This is a genomic window from Sphingopyxis macrogoltabida (assembly GCF_001307295.1).
GTDB lineage: Bacteria > Pseudomonadota > Alphaproteobacteria > Sphingomonadales > Sphingomonadaceae > Sphingopyxis > Sphingopyxis macrogoltabida_B.
Window position 1 is genome coordinate 3,930,366 of sequence record NZ_CP012700.1, and the last position, 17,337, is coordinate 3,947,702.

At 61.5% G+C, this 17,337-nt stretch carries 15 protein-coding genes and 1 riboswitch; of the genes, 11 read left to right on the plus strand and 4 right to left on the minus strand.

Features of this window, described 5'->3' with window-relative positions:
• Window positions 1-45 precede the first annotated feature (45 nt).
• Entirely contained in the window at window positions 46-1,560 is a 1,515-nt protein-coding gene (gene istA, locus AN936_RS18290) for an IS21 family transposase (RefSeq protein ID WP_021238707.1), read from the plus strand.
• Window positions 1,547-2,275, plus strand: a complete 729-nt coding sequence (istB, locus tag AN936_RS18295) for an IS21-like element helper ATPase IstB (protein ID WP_031304487.1) — start codon at window positions 1,547-1,549, stop codon at window positions 2,273-2,275. The genes istA and istB overlap by 14 nt, the downstream gene beginning before the upstream one ends.
• 321 nt (window positions 2,276-2,596) lie before the next feature.
• Here istB and AN936_RS25805 read toward each other — a convergent pair whose 3' ends face one another.
• Entirely contained in the window at window positions 2,597-2,731 is a 135-nt protein-coding gene (locus tag AN936_RS25805) for a hypothetical protein (protein WP_257719788.1), read from the minus strand.
• Window positions 2,732-3,448: 717 nt separating this feature from the next.
• On the opposite strand from AN936_RS25805, the gene AN936_RS18305 reads away from it, so the two are divergent.
• A complete protein-coding gene (locus tag AN936_RS18305) occupies window positions 3,449-3,916 on the plus strand; it encodes a helix-hairpin-helix domain-containing protein (protein ID WP_234715629.1) in 468 nt (155 codons plus the stop codon).
• Here AN936_RS18305 and AN936_RS18310 read toward each other — a convergent pair.
• Window positions 3,901-4,485, minus strand: a complete 585-nt coding sequence (locus AN936_RS18310; protein WP_234715630.1) for a sulfite oxidase heme-binding subunit YedZ — start codon at window positions 4,483-4,485, stop codon at window positions 3,901-3,903. The two genes, AN936_RS18305 and AN936_RS18310, sit on opposite strands and share 16 nt — an antisense overlap.
• Before the next feature lie 444 nt (window positions 4,486-4,929).
• Window positions 4,930-5,205 (minus strand): hypothetical protein, encoded by a 276-nt coding sequence (locus AN936_RS18315; protein ID WP_054589336.1) that lies wholly within the window; start codon window positions 5,203-5,205, stop codon window positions 4,930-4,932.
• 716 nt (window positions 5,206-5,921) lie between these two features.
• Between AN936_RS18315 and AN936_RS24810 the strand changes: the two genes are divergently transcribed.
• From AN936_RS24810 to AN936_RS18325, 3 genes are all read left to right on the plus strand, one after another.
• Window positions 5,922-6,479 (plus strand): hypothetical protein, encoded by a 558-nt coding sequence (locus tag AN936_RS24810; RefSeq protein ID WP_149037717.1) that lies wholly within the window; start codon window positions 5,922-5,924, stop codon window positions 6,477-6,479.
• Window positions 6,480-6,739: 260 nt separating this feature from the next.
• A complete protein-coding gene (locus tag AN936_RS18320) occupies window positions 6,740-8,506 on the plus strand; it encodes a diguanylate cyclase (RefSeq protein ID WP_201782934.1) in 1,767 nt (588 codons plus the stop codon).
• Window positions 8,507-8,995: 489 nt separating this feature from the next.
• A complete protein-coding gene (locus tag AN936_RS18325; protein WP_149037718.1) occupies window positions 8,996-9,328 on the plus strand; it encodes a hypothetical protein in 333 nt (110 codons plus the stop codon).
• Window positions 9,329-9,629: 301 nt separating this feature from the next.
• Here AN936_RS18325 and AN936_RS18330 read toward each other — a convergent pair whose 3' ends face one another.
• Entirely contained in the window at window positions 9,630-9,866 is a 237-nt protein-coding gene (locus AN936_RS18330) for a hypothetical protein (RefSeq protein ID WP_054589337.1), read from the minus strand.
• Window positions 9,867-10,087: 221 nt separating this feature from the next.
• A riboswitch (cobalamin riboswitch) is annotated at window positions 10,088-10,276 on the plus strand.
• A gap of 75 nt (window positions 10,277-10,351) precedes the next feature.
• Between AN936_RS18330 and AN936_RS18335 the strand changes: the two genes are divergently transcribed.
• The 5 genes from AN936_RS18335 to AN936_RS18355 all read left to right on the plus strand — a co-directional run bounded on the left by AN936_RS18335 (window position 10,352) and on the right by AN936_RS18355 (window position 17,172).
• A complete protein-coding gene (locus AN936_RS18335; protein ID WP_054589338.1) occupies window positions 10,352-12,304 on the plus strand; it encodes a TonB-dependent receptor plug domain-containing protein in 1,953 nt (650 codons plus the stop codon).
• Between the two features lie 23 nt (window positions 12,305-12,327).
• Window positions 12,328-13,122 (plus strand): ABC transporter substrate-binding protein, encoded by a 795-nt coding sequence (locus AN936_RS18340; protein WP_054589339.1) that lies wholly within the window; start codon window positions 12,328-12,330, stop codon window positions 13,120-13,122.
• Entirely contained in the window at window positions 13,122-14,105 is a 984-nt protein-coding gene (locus AN936_RS18345; RefSeq protein ID WP_054589340.1) for a FecCD family ABC transporter permease, read from the plus strand. The genes AN936_RS18340 and AN936_RS18345 overlap by 1 nt, the downstream gene beginning before the upstream one ends.
• A complete protein-coding gene (locus tag AN936_RS18350) occupies window positions 14,098-14,862 on the plus strand; it encodes an ABC transporter ATP-binding protein (RefSeq protein ID WP_054589341.1) in 765 nt (254 codons plus the stop codon). The genes AN936_RS18345 and AN936_RS18350 overlap by 8 nt, the downstream gene beginning before the upstream one ends.
• A gap of 363 nt (window positions 14,863-15,225) precedes the next feature.
• The gene (locus AN936_RS18355) at window positions 15,226-17,172 is read left to right on the plus strand and encodes a polysaccharide biosynthesis protein (RefSeq protein WP_054589342.1); all 1,947 of its coding nucleotides are present in this window, start codon (window positions 15,226-15,228) and stop codon (window positions 17,170-17,172) included.
• The last annotated feature ends 165 nt before the right edge of the window (window positions 17,173-17,337 follow it).

Below are 17,337 nucleotides of genomic sequence, written 5' to 3' on the forward strand. Positions count from 1 at the left end.
GGGATTTAGTCGGCCGACTGGTTTTGATCAGTTGGCGAGAACGGGATGTTGATCGTGGAGACAGTGGTTCGGATTCGGCGTGAGCATGCAGCGGGTAAGGCGATCAAGGCGATCGCTCGTGACCTTCGTTTGTCGCGGAAGGTCGTCCGCAAAGCGATCCGGTCGCCGGAGGCGGCGTTCAACTATCAGCGCAAAGTCCAGCCGCTGCCGCGGATCGGTCCTTATCAGGATCGTCTCGATGCGCTGCTTGAGGAGAACGAAGGTCGCGGCCGCCGCGATCGGCTACGGATGACGCGTATCCATGACCTGCTGGTGCGCGAGGGGTTCGATGGATCCTATGATGCGGTGCGCCGCTATGCGGCGCGCTGGCGTGCTGCGCGGCGGAAGGATGCTGGCGAAGGCGCACCGGCGTTCATCCCGATGACCTTCCAGCCGGGTGAGGCCTACCAGTTCGACTGGAGCCACGAGGATGTGGAGATCGCCGGCAAGCCGATGCGGGTGAAGGTGGCGCATATGCGTCTCTGCGACTCGCGCGCACCCTATGTCCGGGCCTATCCGCGCGAGGGCCAGGAGATGCTGTTCGATGCCCATGCCCGGGCGTTCGCGTTCTTCGGCGGTGTGCCGCGACGCGGTATCTACGATAATATGAAGACGGCGGTGACGGCCGTGTTCACCGGCAAGGAGCGTGTGTTCAACCGCCGCTTCCTGATCATGACCGATCATTACATGGTCGAGCCGACCGCCTGCTCGCCGGCGGCGGGATGGGAGAAGGGCCAGGTCGAGCAGCAGGTCCAGACGATCCGAGGCCGCTTCTTCCAGCCGCGACTCCGGTTCGCCAGCCTGGCCGAGCTCAACGGGTGGCTGGAGGCCGAGTGCCGGCGCTGGGCCGAGCATCATGCCCATCCCGAACGCGGGGATATTACCGTCGCCGAGGCGCTGGATATGGAGCGACCGGCCCTGCAGCCGATCCTGGCACCGTTCGACGGCTTCCATGAGAGCGAGCATGCCGTCACCGGCACCTGCCTCATCAGCTTCGATCGCAACCGCTACTCGGTCATGTCGACGGCCGCACGCCGGACCGTTCAGGTGCGCTCCTATGCCGATCGCATCGTCATACGCTGCGGCGATGCGATCGTCGGGGAGCATGAGCGCCACTTCGGTCGGAACCGCACGATATACGATCCCTGGCATTATCTGCCGGTCCTCGCGCACAAGCCCGGCGCGCTGCGTAACGGCGCACCGTTCCAGGACTGGGATCTGCCGCCCGCCCTGCACCGATTACGGCGAAGGCTCGGCACCGGGGACGAGGCCGATCGCAGGTTCGTGCGGGTCCTCTCGGCGGTGCTCACCGATGGCCTGGAGCCGGTAGAGGCTGCCGTGCGCGAAGCGTTGGCGAACGGAACGGCCAGCGACGAGCTGATCCTCAACATCCTCTCCCGGCGCCGCGAGCCGGCGACACCCCACAGCATCGTCACTTCGGAAGACCGGATGCTGCAGCATCCTCCGCTCGCCGACTGTGCCCGCTATGATCTGCTGCGAGGCTATGATGCAGCGGCATGATATGATCGACACGATGCGCGGCCTCGGACTCAAGGGCATGGCGGCGGCGTTCGACGAGGCGGTCACCACCGGCCTCCAGCGCAAGCGCACCACCATGGAGATACTGACCGACCTGCTCCGTGCTGAGGCGACCCACCGGGATGCAGCCTCCATCCGCTATCGGATGACGGCTGCGAGGCTGCCCGTGGTGAAGGACCTGGAGCGGTTCAGCTTCGAGGGCACACCGATCAATGAGGAGATGATCCGCTCCCTTCACGATGGCTCCTTCCTCCCGCCTCGCCGCAATATCGTGCTGGTCGGCGGCACGGGGACAGGCAAGACCCACCTCGCCATCGCGATCACCGCCAATGTCGTGCGAAGGGGCGCTCGCGCCCGCTACTTCAACACCGTCGATCTGGTGACACGCCTCGAAGAGGAGACCCGGATCGGCAAAGGCGGGACCCTGGCGGCGCAGCTGTCGCGGCTCGACCTGATCGTGCTCGACGAGCTCGGTTATCTGCCGTTCGCCCGCTCGGGAGGGCAGTTGCTGTTCCACCTCATCAGCAAGCTTTATGAGCGGACCAGCGTCATCATCACCACGAACCTCGCCTTCGGCGAATGGCCGACCGTGTTCGGCGATCCCAAGATGACCACGGCGCTGCTCGACCGCGTCACCCACCACTGCGATATCGTCGAGACGGGCAACGACAGCTGGCGCTTCAAAAACCGCAGCTGACAGCCACCTTCGGCGCCTTCAAAAATCTATCTTGCGCTGCGCGCGCCTCCGGTCGGGCTACGCCCGCCCTCCGCCGCACGCAGCGCAAGGCCATCTTCAACAAACCAGCATCATATTATCCGAAAAGGGGGTCCCTCTTCGACGCCGATCGGGGGTCCCTTTTGAACGCCGTTTGACAGGCTTGCCGCTAGATCGAGGAAGATCGCGCGCGCGCCGATCAGGCAGTAGCTGAGGTCAGCGCGGAGGCGGTAGCCGGTCATGCGGGATAGCTCTACGAGCGCGTGCGTGCGGCACCGCTGGCGGTGCCGCACGCCCATCGCGTCAATCGTCGGTCTGGATGCCGGCGTTGTACGTCCGCTGGAACGTCTGGATGTCCAGCGGGCCGAGTTCGCCGGTGCCGCGGGTTTCGACACGGGCATCGCCAAGATCGACGATGCTGTTTTCACTCTTGTTCATGTTTACTCTCTCTACCATATCGCGACCCGGGATTGAGTCGCAATGAGAGCATATTACTGAAATTTTATATATTAATTTTATAATCTAATTATAATTGAAATATATTCAGATTATTTTTATCTTTGGAATTACCTTAATTATTGCTTCCAAATATCTTTACCAACCCTGTCTGATCATTCGGGTTTTTTCATCCGGTCTCTCGATCAGACTCAATCTACATTAGAGTCCGACCAAGGCTGCATCTGCATTTATCTCCGCGCAGACATCAGGCCGAATGGATGAATCTGCTCGCACCTCGCTCGTCGCGTTCATCAATGTCCTATGACGTTCGCCCAGAACTCACGCGCGACTCGAATTTGAAATCGAGCCTCTAGAGCATCTCTCAAATCCATACCCCGCAGGGTGTATTTGGAAATTATACCCTGCGGGGTATATCAGCGCGCGGAGACAAGGCATGGGTCAGATGGTACGAACCGCTAAGCAGCTAGGCGCCTATCCGTGAAAGCGTCGAGGATGCTATAGCGAAGCGGCTGTCACGCCTTGAAGATGCGTATCGGTAATCGGATTGGCACGGAATATATTGCCAACTCGAAAAGGCCGCGCACGAATGAGCGGCTCACAACTTCAGACCAAATCTGCTAAATTCAATTTCCCCCCAACATAAAAGGACGTTTTATGCGGAAATTCGTAATCGCTGCGGGTCTCGCCGGAACCGCCTTGACCCTGTCCGCCTGCTCGGGCGGTGCCGATGACGCTTCGAAAACCGCCGAACAGACGCCAACGGCGGATGCCGGAACAGCGGCGCCCGCAGCGACCGCGACCGTACTGGATGCGAATACCGCAACCGCGGAACAGCTTGCTGGCGTGGAAGGGGTTACGCCCGAACTTGCCGCCGCAATCGTGGCCGGAAAGCCCTATGCCAATGCCTCGGCGCTGAACAAGAAACTCCTCGAAAAACTGAAAGCGGACGAAGCGGCGAAGGTTCTCGTCGGCGTGTTCGTTCCGGTCAATCTCAACACCGGCAGCGAAGCGGACATCAAGCTCATCCCCGGCATGACCGACAAGATGGTCCACGAATTCCTCGAATACCGTCCCTATGCGGACATGGGCGTGTTCGACCGCGAAATTGGCAAATATGTAGACAAAATCGAGGGGGCGCGATTCCGCAATTACGTCACTCTTTGACGCCACTGCAGGCCGACCCTGACCAGTTCGATCACGGTCAGGATCGCTATGTGAATAAAGGCGGTGGTGGGATCGAATGCCAGCAGGACCCAATGAAGGAAGACCAGTATCGCCGCGGGATAGACGAGCCTGTGAAGGCGTTTCCATGACCGCTTGAGGGCTCGGGTCGCGAAGTCGTTGGATGTGGCCGCAAGCGGGACGAACAACGCCAGCGCGAACCACCCGATAAGGATATAAGGTGTGGAAAGCTCGGTCAGCAATATATCGAGCGAACCCTTTCGGATCAGATAGATTATGGTGTGGCTGGCGGCATACGCAAAGCTGGCCACACCCAAATCGCGCCGCCGCCGCATCAGCCACTGCGCCCAGTTTTGACGCCGGAACATGAGACGGATCGGCGTGACTGCCAGCGTCAGCATAAGGAGCCACACCGCCCACTCGCCGGTGTCGCCGATGATGTGCCCGTAACCGTAAAGCTCCGGCGTCACCGCCCAGCGCCCAAGCATCCACAGACCTGGCACAGCCAGTATCAGCCACAATAGCGGACGGGAGTGTGCGACGGTTTTCATAGTCTCTTTCGATCGGAGGCTAAGCGAGCAATGACGCAGCAGCTGCAGAAAACGTTATTGGCAAACAGAGGAGTCCTCGCAACCGATGGTTTCAAGTCAGCCCGATTTCGGTTCAAAGGGTCGACTAGCCCCGACTTCGGGCCTCCGGCACGTTGCGATTTAAACATCAATACGTGCCGGCCCGTGCCGATCGACACTGATCGGGAGATGGTCTGCTGCCACTCCGGCGAACTTTTCCCGCCAACTTTCACCCGTCGCCTGCCGCAATCAAGCTGTTCGTCTTTCGCGGCAAGCTCGCGCCTGATCGGAGCGTCCGGCTCTATCATTGCCGGTCCCTATTCTGCGCGAGATGCCTTGTCGCAGCTCCCAAAATCTTTGCGTCGAAAATATGAAGGGCGCCGCAAAGGCGGCGCCCTTCAGGATGCCTTTTAGGGGAAGGCAATCCTACTTCTTTTGCGTGTCGCCAACCCCGGTTTCGGATGGAGCGATTTCGCCATTATCATCCATGGCGTTCGCCTTTTCCTCACCCTGCTCCTCAACGATGTCGGCCTTCTTCTCCATCGCCTCCTTTGCGGGTCCTTCGGGCATCGCATCGGCCTGGTCGTCTATCGCTTCAGCCTTGGCTTCGGCTTGGTCCTCGACCTTGTCAGCGGCCGGGCTCTGACAAGCTCCAAGCAACAATGCGGACGTTGCACCAAGCGTTACGAACAACTTCTTCATGATCATTCTCCCTCCGTTCGATCGAAGTGCTAACGCCGCAGCACAGATAGAGTTGCGTGCCCCAGATCAGCACCTCACCGGCATCAGCCGGGCGGCCCTGCGCTGATTATCACGGACCGCCGCAACTCTAACGTTACTCTAGCGTTATCCGACCGCGTCCATCCTCCTGTCTTCGATTGGGCGCGGGCAAACCTGATCCCCGCCGGGCGAGCGCTGTCCGGCGGGGATTTTCTCTGCAACCGATCCCAAGACTGAGCGTTACGCGAACGCTTCTCCAAAGCATTGAGCGGATCGCTGTGACCGTCTTCTCGACAATCCGCTCGTGACCCCGCCGGGCCTGCGCCCGGCGGGGTTTTTAATGTACCCGAAGAGGGCGCGATGGGCCCCCGATCCCTCTCGGTTCAGGCGTGTTTTACGGAAGTAGATGCACCCGTCGCGATCCGCAATGCCTCAACAGTTTTCTAAGAAGGGTGCTTGCCTGAGCCTGTCGGCATGGCCGTGATTTGAACCATGTCGAGGCGGTTGCTGCGTCCTAATGAAGATCTCGGGACGCTGCGCAATTTCTCCGATATACCGAGTTGTTGCCGCGGCTGGCGCCCGTCGTCAGAAGCTGGGACCATTTGGCCGCTTGGACAGGGTTCAGCGGGGACGGGAATGGCCGGAATGGGGTGGGAAGCTGTCATTGCTAAAGCGCTGAAGTCGTGCGAAGTTGGGCAATGTATAACATCGTGTTCAGAGTGTTATTGCCGATTGTTGCTTTACAGGGATGCACGCCCTTAGCAGATGAGCATGTACTGCTCGACGATGCATGCGCTGTCGCAGTCGCGCATGCCGCCAGCTTCAAGCGCGATGAATCCCGGCCGATAGCGATTCGGCCAAGCCCTGTCTTTGGCACACCGACAGTCGGAGAGCTTGATGCGATTTTAGCGAAGATGCCGGATGCTAGCGGAGACCTTGGCGTGCTCTTAATGCGAAAAGCGGCAAAAGAGCAGGACGCTGTGGTCGTCGACCGATGCCCTTCCCTTAAAATCTGGCTTTCGAATAGCAACGTAATTTCTAGCAATTCAGAAATAGACCGCCTCACCCGGAAAGAACCTTGGCCGGTGGCCGTTCTGACAATGTCGCTGCCAGCAGTTTCGGACGACGCTTCTACAGCGCTGATTTATGTCAGCGAGGATTGGGGAGGCCTTGCTGGCGGGACCTATGCTGTAACCTACCGGAAAGAAGCGGGAAAATGGATAGAGCGGGAGCGGGAACAACTCTCGATTAGCTGAATGACCGCAATCGGTCGTTTCCGGTCATGGTAGCCGAATCGGCAATGACTGGTAGAATGGGGGCGGGAAGCGGGCCGACGCTTTGGCGGCGGCGTTGGCACGTAAGCCGGGTTTGGATTCTTCCCCCAACGCACAAATTGAAATCGCCGGCCTCGCGGTCGCGAAAACGCATCGGCCAGTCCATCTGAATAACGCAAATGGCGGCGCCTGTGTCGGCCATGGTTAACTGCATTCTAAACTTTCAATGTCATTAATCGTGAATGTCATGGCTCGTCGACAAGATTGCGATTGCGTTAGCGGGCTTGATCACTCTGTTGACCGCTTGCTTTCCCGCAATGGCCGCCGCGCCGACGACGAACATCGGAAGTTCCTGCTGGGCAGCCACATCGCTGTCGGAAGACCCGGTGGCTGCGTACAAGGCAACCCGGCAATGGCATTGCGGAAAACATGAATATTCTATCGAGGCCGAGCGGGTGTTGCTCCGCTTCGATATCACTCAACATGACGCTCCTCCACGCTACCTTTTCTCGAGAAGGGCAGCTCTGGAAGCGGTCCACATCTTGTCGGTGGAGACCGGCGGCGCGGTCCACCGGACAACGATCCATGCAGACGCGCTTCTCAACTCACGCTACGGCGGATTCTTTAAAGCGGGCTTGCCGAAATTATCGCAGCAAACGCGACAAATCATCGTGGCCTTCGATCGACCAACCCATCGCATGACACTCGAGCAAGCCTATCTGACCTCGAAAGATGATAGCCAAAGCCCCGGCCAGACGCGCTTCCTGATCTTGTTGGCCGGCCTGGTCGGGATGTTGCTTATGCCGCTCATCTTCAATGCGGCCTTTTATCGCATATTGCGCGAGCCGTTCGTCCTCTGGCATTCGGCGCTTGCCGTTTCGCTGGTACTCACCATCCTGATATCATCGGGTCTTTCCCCCATCCTCCTCGGCCTTCCGGTCATGACGCTCAGCTGGATGGCCACGATGACCTTCGGCCTCTCGGTTGCGGCAGGTGCGATGTTCACATACAGCTTTGTCGAGCCGGGTTGCCTCCACGCAAAGCTGCGACACTCCCTGCCCTATTGCGCCGGGGCTGCCATTTTCCTGAGTCTGTTTCACGCCGCCTTCCCGTTTGTCGCACGGCCGGTCCAGTCGACCATATATACCGCCGGGTTCGCCCCCATTCTCGCAATTTTCATCTGGTCGATGATCGACGCCCTCCGGCGCGGCAGCCGCGCAGCGAAATATCAGATGGTCGGTTGGGCGCCGATGGTCGCGGTCGGCCTGACAAGGCTCGTAACAGGTCTCCTGCCCTCGCTGGAAAGCGAGGACGCGATGTTGCTCTTCTATTGTGGCTGCGTGTTCGAAGTCATGTCGACTGCGATGGGCGTTGCCGATCGGTTCATGACCCTCAAGAAACAACGCGACCGCGCGCGCACGGAAGCCGAATTGCTCGAACGCCTCTCCGAACGCGATTCGTTGACTGGATTGTTGAATCGCCGGGCGCTTGAGGAGCGCTACGCCGAACATCGCGGCGAGGGCTTCGACACCTTGGCGGTCCTTGATCTGGATCATTTCAAGCAGATCAACGATACTCACGGGCATGCCGTTGGCGATGCGGTACTCAAGGCGGTCGCCACGGCACTTCAACCCACCGCCGATGTGCTCGCCTACCGCCTCGGAGGCGAGGAATTTGTCCTCCTGCTACGCAGTGACAATGGCTTCGATCTGGCGGAGCGCCGAAGACAGGCGATTCCCGCTATGGTAGCCAAGGCTGTGTCAGGCCTTTCAGGGCCGGTAACGGCCAGTATGGGCGTCAGCGCGTTGGCGAGTGCGACTTCGAGCGAACCCGGATTCCGGTCGCAATTCGAGCGCGCAGACAAAATGCTCTATCAAGCCAAGGCGGCGGGCCGCAATCGCGTCGAGTTCGAAGGCCTTGGGAAACGCAAGCCGTCGTCCGGACATCCAGAAAATCGTTCCGGCGAATGTACTACGCGACTTCAGGCGAAAGCAATGCGCAACCGGTGAATTTGGTCGATCGCAAAGAGGCAACGGATCATCCGCCTGCTCCGGCAGCAAACGCTTGCCCTCAAGCAGCAAAGCGCTCGAACGAGGACCGCCATTCGAAATGGTGCGAGTAGGATGATGCCGCCGATCATGAAGCCGCCAGCGTCCTCGATCTCGCTAACAATTGGACCATCCAAACGATTAATCGCACCGAGCTTGAAAAGCGATAGGAAGCTCCCCAGAATGACCCGTCCTGTCGCTGCTTCTGCAGTGCGCCGACAGGATGGAGGCGCTGACAGCCAGTCGGCGCCTCCGAATTCCGCGGCTCGCGCGCTTCAGCGAGCGGATATGGGAGGGAGATGGCCAGGCCCCGGCCTAGCGAGTTGGTACACCACCGCGCGCCAGCGATAGCCCAAGCAAATATTTGCGTCGCATTACCTCGCCATAGATTTCCTTACTTTTCTAACAGCAGCCGTTGACCGGAATCCCGCGCCTGACCATGCAGATCTAATGAAATATATTATCGACTTTTACCGCCCACTCAGCGGCGAAATAGCGAGCATGACCGGAGCGTCAGACAGCCTCGCCCATGTTCACGGCGGCATGGCGATACTGATCCTTGCCAGGATCATCACCCGCCGGTCACTCGCAACCTGGGGACCCTTTCTTTTCGTTCTGACGGCAGCAGTGATGAAGGAAATTGCCGACAGAATTGCGCACGGGGCGTGGCGGATGCCAGATTCGGTGTTCGACATCATCAACACGATATTCTGGCAGTGGATATTGATGATGGGCCTTCGCTGGCGCCGCGCCCATCCCGATCGCGCGGCAAGCCAGGACTAGGCGCGGTCTCCTCCAGCGTTTCGTGCTCCGCCATCGGTCAGATCAAGTGGTGAGCAAACCCCGGTTTGCAAGCGAACCGAAGACACGAATAGAGAAGATAGCTGCGGTTCGATGGAGTGATTGCTCCATTGCCACATAATCTGCTAGCGGGCCGCCGCGTGACCACGGGGAATCTGATCTGCATGGGCGATCAGAAGAGGCGAAAGTCCCCTTGAGACCTAGCGCCGTGGCGCTATTTCAACCGGACAAAATGAGGTTAGCCTGCTACCACAAGCTAATCACTCATTTGCTATGGACAGGATCAGGCGCTCACCGGGTCGTCATTGTCGTCGAGCAAAAGCACAACGCCGATAACCGCAGCGAGTGCCAGCAATACATATAGCCACGTCGAGTCGCCGTTGAACTCACTCTGGTCTTCCGTGGTCGAGGTGGCGCGAACACCTTCGACCATAGTCGCAGGTGCCGCCGAAGCAGCAATCGGCGCCGCCGCCAGCGACGTTGCGGCAAGGGCGATTACGGCCTTTGAGATAACATTCATTAGAATCTCCATCCACAGCTTGCGGCGTCAATATATTCGTATCCCACAAGACAGCAATGTTTCTTTGCACCCGAATCGCGGCTGTTTCTTTCGGCAAGACAGGGTTAGCCGCCGTACATACTGCCGTTTTCGCGATCGCAATCTGCAACCAAATCAACTTCGGCTTCACCTCTGTCCATCTATAGATTCTCGATTGCAGCCAAGCCACGCTTTTGCTAGCGGCCCGCCCCGTGACCTCAGGTTCCCCGGCAACGGGGATGAAAAGGGAAGTCCGGTAAAGCCGGCGCTGCCCCCGCAACTGTCGTCGGTGAGGTGGATGCGAACATGCCACTGGAACATCGGTTCCGGGAAGGCCGCGTCCTCCGATGATCCGGCAAGCCAGGAGACCTGCCCGAGCGTCGCCGTTATCTGTCGCGGGCGGGGTGTACCGGCGGCAGGCGAGGTTCCTCGCGTGACGGCAAGGCCGTTACGTTGGAGGGACTATAATGCATATTGCTGTTTATCGTGCGAGCCTGTCGGCGCTCGCCATCGCCGCGGCATCGCCCGCATTCGCCCAGGCGAACCCCGACCTCGCGACCACCGACGAAGCCGGCGACACGATCGTCGTCACCGCGTCGCGTTCGGGCGAAGGCGTCCGCGTCGATCAGCTCGGCTCGTCGGTCACCGTGCTCGACGCCAAGACAATCGAAAACCGTCAGACGCGGGTGCTGTCGGACGTCCTGCGCGACGTGCCGGGCGTCGCCGTCAGCCGGCTTGGCGCGATCGGCGGGCAGACGCAGCTTCGCATCCGCGGCACTGAGGGCAATCATGTCCTGACGCTGATCGACGGCATCGAGGTGTCCGATCCGTTCAACGGCGAATATGATTTCGGCACCCTGATCGCCTCGCCCGCCGCGCGGATCGAGGTACTGCGCGGCCAGCAATCTTCGCTTTACGGGTCGGATGCGATCGGCGGCGTCGTTCACTATATCACGCTGACCGGCGCAGAAGCGCCCGGGATCAGCGCCCGCGCCGAAGGCGGCTCGTTCGAGACCTTCTCGGGCGATGTGCGCGTCGCGGGGGTCAGTGGCGATCTCGATTATGCCGTTTCGGGCACCTATCTCCACACCGGCGGTTCGCCGACCGCACGCTTCGGCACCCGCGACATCGGGTCGGACAATGTCGGCGTCAGCGGCAAGCTGATCTGGTCGCCGTCGGAGAGCCTCAAACTGACCGGCGTCGCGCGCTACGGCTATACCGATGCCGACAGCAACAACAGCGAGTTCGATGGCACCAGCCCGCGCTATGGCTTCATCGTCGACAGCCCCGGCACCTATTTCACCAGCCAGTCCTTCCACGGCCTGCTGCGCGCCGAGTTTACCGCGCTCGACGGCCGCTGGACCAACGCGCTGACCGGCCAGGTCACCGACACGGTGCGCAAAAGCTATTCGGCGTTCGGCCGCGACGGCGGCAGCGAAGGGCGCCGTTACAAGGGCTCGTTCGAATCGAGCCTGCGCTTCGGTACCGATACCGTCGTCCACCGGCTGACCGCGGCGGTCGACGTCGAACGCGAGGAATTCCGCAATACCACCCCCTCGCCCTTCGTCTTCCAGGGCAAGCGCGACACCGACAATGTGGGCTTCGTCGGACAGTATGAGCTGCTCGCGGGCGACGCCTTCGCGCTCGGCGCCTCGGTGCGTCACGACGAGAACGACCGGTTCGACGACGCAACGACCTTCCGCATCCAGTCGAGCTACAAGCTGCCCACCGGCACGCGGATCCGCGGCGCCTATGGCACCGGGGTAAAGAACCCGGGCTATTACGAGCTTTACGGTTATTCGGACGGCGTGTTCATCGGCAATCCCGACCTCCGGCCCGAAAAGTCGAAGGGCTGGGAAGCCGGCATCGAACAGACGATCGACGACAATCAGGCGACGATCGGCGTCACCTATTTCGACAACAAGCTGAAGGGCGAGATCTACACGACCTACCCCGCCCCCGATTTCACCGCGACCCCTGCGAACCGCACGACGACGTCGAAGCAGCGCGGCGTCGAAGTGTTCGCGTCGGCGCGCCCGATCCCGCAGATCGAACTCGACCTAGCCTACACCTGGCTGAAGGCGCGCGAGAACGGTGCGGTCGAGGTCCGCCGGCCGAAGCATGTCGCCAGCTTCAACGCGACGATCTTCAGCAAGGACGAGCGCTTTTCGACGACGCTGACGCTGCGCTATAACGGTCGCCAGACCGATGTCGCCTTCCTCGACCCGATCTTCTTCGCGCCGACCACCGTGTCGCTGAAGGAATATGTGCTGGTGAACCTCAACGCCAACTACAAGCTGACCGACGCCATCTCGGTCTTCGCCCGCGTCGAAAATCTCGCGGACGAGGATTATGAGGAAGTCTTCAGCTACCGCACGCAGGGCCGCGCGGCCTATGGCGGCGTGCGCGTCAGCTTCTGATGCGATCGGCGGCGGCTCTCGCAATGCTGGCGGTCCTGACGGGCTGCCAGCAGCGCGCGCCGCTGCCCGAACGCCGCGGCGTCGTCAGCATCGATTTCTGCGCCGACCAGATGGTGCTGGGATTGCTGCCGCGCGAGCGGGTGCGCGCCGTGTCGTTCGAGGCGGAAAGCGACGCCGGCTTCGCGGCGCCTCGCGCTCGCGGTCTCTCGCGGCTGCGCCCGCAAATCGAGGATATCGCCGCACTTCGCCCCGCAATCGTCGTTCGTTCCTTCCGCGGCGACGCCCGGCTCGACCGGCAGCTACGCGCGATGGGAATCCGCGTCGTCCAGCTCGGCTATGCCGGAACGCTCGGCGACGTCGCAGGCGACATGCGGCGCGTCGCCGCCGAACTGGATGCGGAAACAAAGGCGGCGGCGTTGCTTGCCGGCTATGATGCAGAACTGGCGGCGGCGCGCGGCACGGCGGCACCGACACAGAGCGCGCTCTATGTGACGCCCGGCGATGTCACCACCGGCCCGGGTTCGTTCGTCGCGGATGTCATCGCCGCTGCGGGACTGAAGTCCTATCGCGAACAGCCGGGGTGGGGCACGCTGCCGCTCGAGGAGATGGTTCGCCGTCCGCCCGATGTGGTCTTCCGCGCCTTCTACGACAGCGCCCGTTACCGGCAGGATCGCTGGTCATCGTCCCTCCATCCCGTCGTCGCCCAAGCGTCGCGTCGGGCAGAAGAGGTCGAAGTGCCGGGAAGCTGGCTCGCCTGCGGCAATTGGCTTGCGGGTCATGCCGTCGCAAGGCTTGCGAAGGCGCGAAAGGAAGGCTGATGCGGCGCACCAACATCCTGCTCGCGGCGCTGCTCGTATTCATCGCCATGGCGGCGCTGATGACCGGCCCCGATGGCGTTACGCCGCACCTGCTGTTCGACTGGGCGACGGGAAGCGACCCGGCAGCAGCGACCATCGTCGCCGACATCCGCCTGCCGCGCGTGCTGAGCGCGGCGATCGTCGGAGCGGCGCTGGCGGTTTGCGGCGCCGCGCTGCAAGCACTGACGCGCAATCCGCTCGCCGAACCCGGCATCCTCGGCGTATCATCGGGCGCGACGCTCGGCGCGACGCTGACGCTCTATTTCGGCCTGTCGGCACTCTGGTCGTGGGCGCTGCCGGTTGGCGCGATCGTCGGCGCCGGGCTGGTCACCGCGCTGCTCGCTTCGGCGGCGGTGCGAACGCGCGGCATGGCGACACTGATCCTGATCGGCGTCGGCCTGTCGAGCCTGACCGGGGCACTGATGGCGCTGATCCTCAATTTCGCACCCAACCCTTTTTCGCTGTCCGACCTCGTCACCTGGACGCTCGGGTCGGTCGCCAACCGCTCGCTGTCCGATCTCGGGCTGACGGTGCCGTTCATGGCGGCCGGGATGGCGCTGCTGCTGACCCAGCGCCGGCAGCTTTCGCTGCTTTCGATCGGCGAGGAGGCCGCGATCGCGCACGGTCTCGACTATCGCCGCACGCAGCTCATCGTCGTCATCGCCACCGGCCTCGCGACGGGAGCGTCGGTCGCGCTTGCCGGATCGGTCGGCTTCGTCGGGATCGTCGCCCCACATCTCGTGCGGCCATGGGCCGGACACGATCCCGGCCGGACGCTGGTACCGGCGGCGCTGGCCGGCGCAATCATGCTGATCGCCGCCGACATGCTCGTCCGGCTGCTCCCGACCGACACCGAATTGCGGCTCGGCGTGGTTGCCGCGCTGGCCGGCGCGCCGATCTTCCTGCTCATCGTGCTGCGACGGGGAAATGTGCGCCATGACTGATCTTGCCGCACGCAACGTCGCGATCGCCGGGCGGCTCGGCAGCACCGACTTCACCCTGTCGCCAGGGGAACTGGTCGCCATCGTTGGCCCCAATGGTTCGGGAAAGAGCAGCCTGCTTCGCATTCTCGCGGGCCTGCTGCGCCCGGACAGCGGGACGGTTTCGCTCGACAATCTGGCCCTCGACAGCCTCGATCTGCTCACACGCGCACGCGCGCTTGCCTATCTGCCCCAGCGCGCCGAGGTGGCGTGGCCGATCCTCGTCGCCGACATGGTCGCACTCGGCCGTTATGCCTTCGGCGCGGAAGACATGAAGCGAAATATTGCGCCGGGGCACTGGCTGGAGGAGGTCGGCTGCGAAGCCTTGGCAAGCCGCTCGACCGCGACGCTTTCGGGGGGCGAACTGGCGCTGGTCGCGCTCGCCCGTACATTCGCTGCCGAAACGCCGCTGTTGCTGCTGGACGAGCCGACCGCCGCACTCGACCCAAAACGCCAGATCGACACGATGGCGCGGCTTGCGAAGCGGAGGCGCGACGGCCGCGGAATCGCCGTTGTGCTCCACGATCTCAACCTCGCCGCGCAGTTTGCCGATCGGATCGTCTGGATGATGGGCGGGCGCATCGAGGCCGAAACGCCCCCCGAGCCCGCGGCGCTGACGGCCAATGCGGCAGCTATATTCGGCGCCGAAGTGCACGTCGAAGTCGACGACGACGAACGCGTCCGCTCCGTCGCGATCTGCGGCGGTTCCCAGAACAACTGAGCTCATAGCCCTTTCAAATGAACCGGTCAGCTGTGCGCGAGATCACAGCATGGCAGTAATCCCCATCTCATGACGATTCGACGAAACGAGGATCGGGCAGGAATTGTTCGCGGCAACACATCGGGAGCGGGATCGTTTTTCCCCGTCGCGAGTTGTAAGCGCCGCAGAAGGCGATCGGGATGCGGGGGCAAGGTTTACCGTTACATATTGAGTTATGTTGCCGTCCCGTTTATGGGACGGGCATTGTTCGTCGTGAACTTGTCTCGATTGAACGCAGGGTCGCCGCAGGGAAATATTCCTGCAATCTGCTATACTCTATCCCGCGCCTTCCGGCAGGGATCCATAGAAAGCGGTTGGCGATAGATGATTTCGGCAAAAGATGATCGGTGGCGCGACTGGCGCGCGAAGATGCTGGCCTTCGTGGTCGACCGGCCGCGTATCCAGCGCCAGATGGCCGCCGTCGCCATCGACGGATCGCTTTGCATCGCGGCCGTATGGATCGCCTTTTCGCTCCGTCTCGGCGTCTGGGAGCTGTTTTCCCAACCGATCCTGACCTTCGCCGCGATCGCATTGCTATTCTGGTATCCCATTGCCTGGAAAACAGGCGTCTACCGCTCGCTGATCCGTTTTTCCGGCGCGCGAACGATCACCGACCTGGCAATCGCCTGCGCGGCGCTGGCGGTGCCGCTGTTCATCGTCTGCGTCGTCTTCCGCCTTCCTTCCGTGCCGCGCACGCTCTCGATGCTGCACCCCATCATTTTCCTGCTCCTGCTGGGTGCCAGCCGCATCGCCATACGTTTCATGCTTCTTGACCTTTTCAAGGTCGTGTCGGTCAATGCCCGCCGCGTGCTCGTTTACGGAGCGGGCCGGGCTGGACAGCAATTGGCGCTTTCGCTTCGCCATGAATCGCAGGTCCATCTCGTCGGCTTCGTCGACGACGACCTGCGGCTCGACGGCCAGCGCCTCGACGGCGTGCCGGTATTTGGCGCCAACCGTCTGAAAGAACTGCTCGAAGATACCGATATCGACGAGGTGCTGCTCGCCATCCCCAGCGCGTCGCGCACACGCCGCCGCGAGATCATCGACACGCTGAAGAATGAGGAGGTCTATGTCCGCTCGCTTCCCAATCTGACCGGCGTCATCGAGGGGTCGGTGACGGTCAATGATTTGCGCGAAATCCAGATCGAGGAGCTTCTCGGCCGTGAGACAGTCGCGGCGAACCAGTTGCTGATGAGCCGCACGACCGCCGGAAAGATCGTTCTCGTGTCGGGTGCCGGCGGCTCGATCGGCAGCGAGCTATGCCGCCAGATCCTGCGGTGCCGCCCGGCCCGCCTCGTCCTGCTCGAGCAATCCGAATATGCACTTTATGCGATCGAGCAGGAGTTGATCGAACTGATGCGCGAACTGGCGATAGACGTGCCGCTCGTGCTCGAACTCGCGAGCGCCTCGGAACGCTCGTCGATGTTCCGTATCTACAACTATCATAAGCCCGAAACCGTGTTTCACGCCGCCGCCTACAAGCATGTCCCGCTGGTCGAGGCGAACCCGATCTCCGGGCTGCGCAACAATATCATGGGGACGTTGCACAGCGTGGCTGCCGCCGAGGCGGTCGGTGTCGCCAACTTCATCCTGATCAGCACCGACAAGGCGGTGCGGCCGACCAACATCATGGGCGCGTCGAAGCGCGTCTGCGAACTGATCCTGCAGGCGCGGGCCGACCGGCCCGACGTCAAGACTGTGTTCAGCATGGTCCGCTTCGGCAATGTGCTGGGATCGAGCGGTTCGGTCGTCCCGCGCTTCAAGGCCCAGATCGAGGCTGGCGGCCCCGTCACGCTGACGCACAGGGAAATCACGCGCTATTTCATGACCATCCCCGAAGCCGCGCAACTTGTCGTGCAGGCAAGCGCGATGGCCAAGGGCGGCGAGGTGTTCGTGCTCGACATGGGCGAGCCGATCCAGATCATCGAGCTTGCCCACGCCATGGTCCATCTTTCGGGCCTGAGTGTCCGCGATTCCGACCATCCCGATGGCGATATCGAAATCGTCGAGACAGGGCTGCGGCCCGGGGAAAAATTATACGAGGAATTGCTCCTAGGGAATAATCCAGAAGCGACAAAACATCCGCGGATTCATCGCGCGCATGAGGTGTTTTGGCCGTGGGAAGAGCTGGAACGCGAACTGCAATTACTCGATACGATGATCCGCCAGAGCGGTGAAGCGGTCAGCGCAGTATCGATCGTCAGAAAGCTAGTGCCGGAATATATACCCGATCCGTCTTGGGCGAAGCGTCTGATGTCGAACCCGGGGTGACGAAAGGCCTATCGGGATCGAAATGCCATTGATGGCAGCGACCGCCATCCATTCCCGCCGGAAGCCGATTTCGGAAGTATGCCGGCTGCCATCAGGCCGAAGAAAGCCTTTGCTAATAGCCAACGCCGCCGATCATCTTTTCCGCTGAAGGGAGTTTCAGCCGCC

Bases quoted from the DNA above. Each gene is read 5' to 3' on its own strand.
- istA (WP_021238707.1), top strand. From the start codon at position 46: ATGTTGATCGTGGAGACAGTGGTTCGGATTCGGCGTGAGCATGCAGCG.
- istB (WP_031304487.1), top strand. From the start codon at position 1,547: ATGCAGCGGCATGATATGATCGACACGATGCGCGGCCTCGGACTCAAG.
- AN936_RS25805 (WP_257719788.1), bottom strand. From the start codon at position 2,731: ATGAACAAGAGTGAAAACAGCATCGTCGATCTTGGCGATGCCCGTGTC.
- AN936_RS18310 (WP_234715630.1), bottom strand. From the start codon at position 4,485: ATGAAAACCGTCGCACACTCCCGTCCGCTATTGTGGCTGATACTGGCT.
- AN936_RS18315 (WP_054589336.1), bottom strand. From the start codon at position 5,205: ATGAAGAAGTTGTTCGTAACGCTTGGTGCAACGTCCGCATTGTTGCTT.
- AN936_RS24810 (WP_149037717.1), top strand. From the start codon at position 5,922: ATGTATAACATCGTGTTCAGAGTGTTATTGCCGATTGTTGCTTTACAG.
- AN936_RS18320 (WP_201782934.1), top strand. From the start codon at position 6,740: ATGTCATGGCTCGTCGACAAGATTGCGATTGCGTTAGCGGGCTTGATC.
- AN936_RS18325 (WP_149037718.1), top strand. From the start codon at position 8,996: ATGAAATATATTATCGACTTTTACCGCCCACTCAGCGGCGAAATAGCG.
- AN936_RS18330 (WP_054589337.1), bottom strand. From the start codon at position 9,866: ATGAATGTTATCTCAAAGGCCGTAATCGCCCTTGCCGCAACGTCGCTG.
- AN936_RS18335 (WP_054589338.1), top strand. From the start codon at position 10,352: ATGCATATTGCTGTTTATCGTGCGAGCCTGTCGGCGCTCGCCATCGCC.
- AN936_RS18340 (WP_054589339.1), top strand. From the start codon at position 12,328: ATGCTGGCGGTCCTGACGGGCTGCCAGCAGCGCGCGCCGCTGCCCGAA.
- AN936_RS18345 (WP_054589340.1), top strand. From the start codon at position 13,122: ATGCGGCGCACCAACATCCTGCTCGCGGCGCTGCTCGTATTCATCGCC.
- AN936_RS18350 (WP_054589341.1), top strand. From the start codon at position 14,098: ATGACTGATCTTGCCGCACGCAACGTCGCGATCGCCGGGCGGCTCGGC.
- AN936_RS18355 (WP_054589342.1), top strand. From the start codon at position 15,226: ATGATTTCGGCAAAAGATGATCGGTGGCGCGACTGGCGCGCGAAGATG.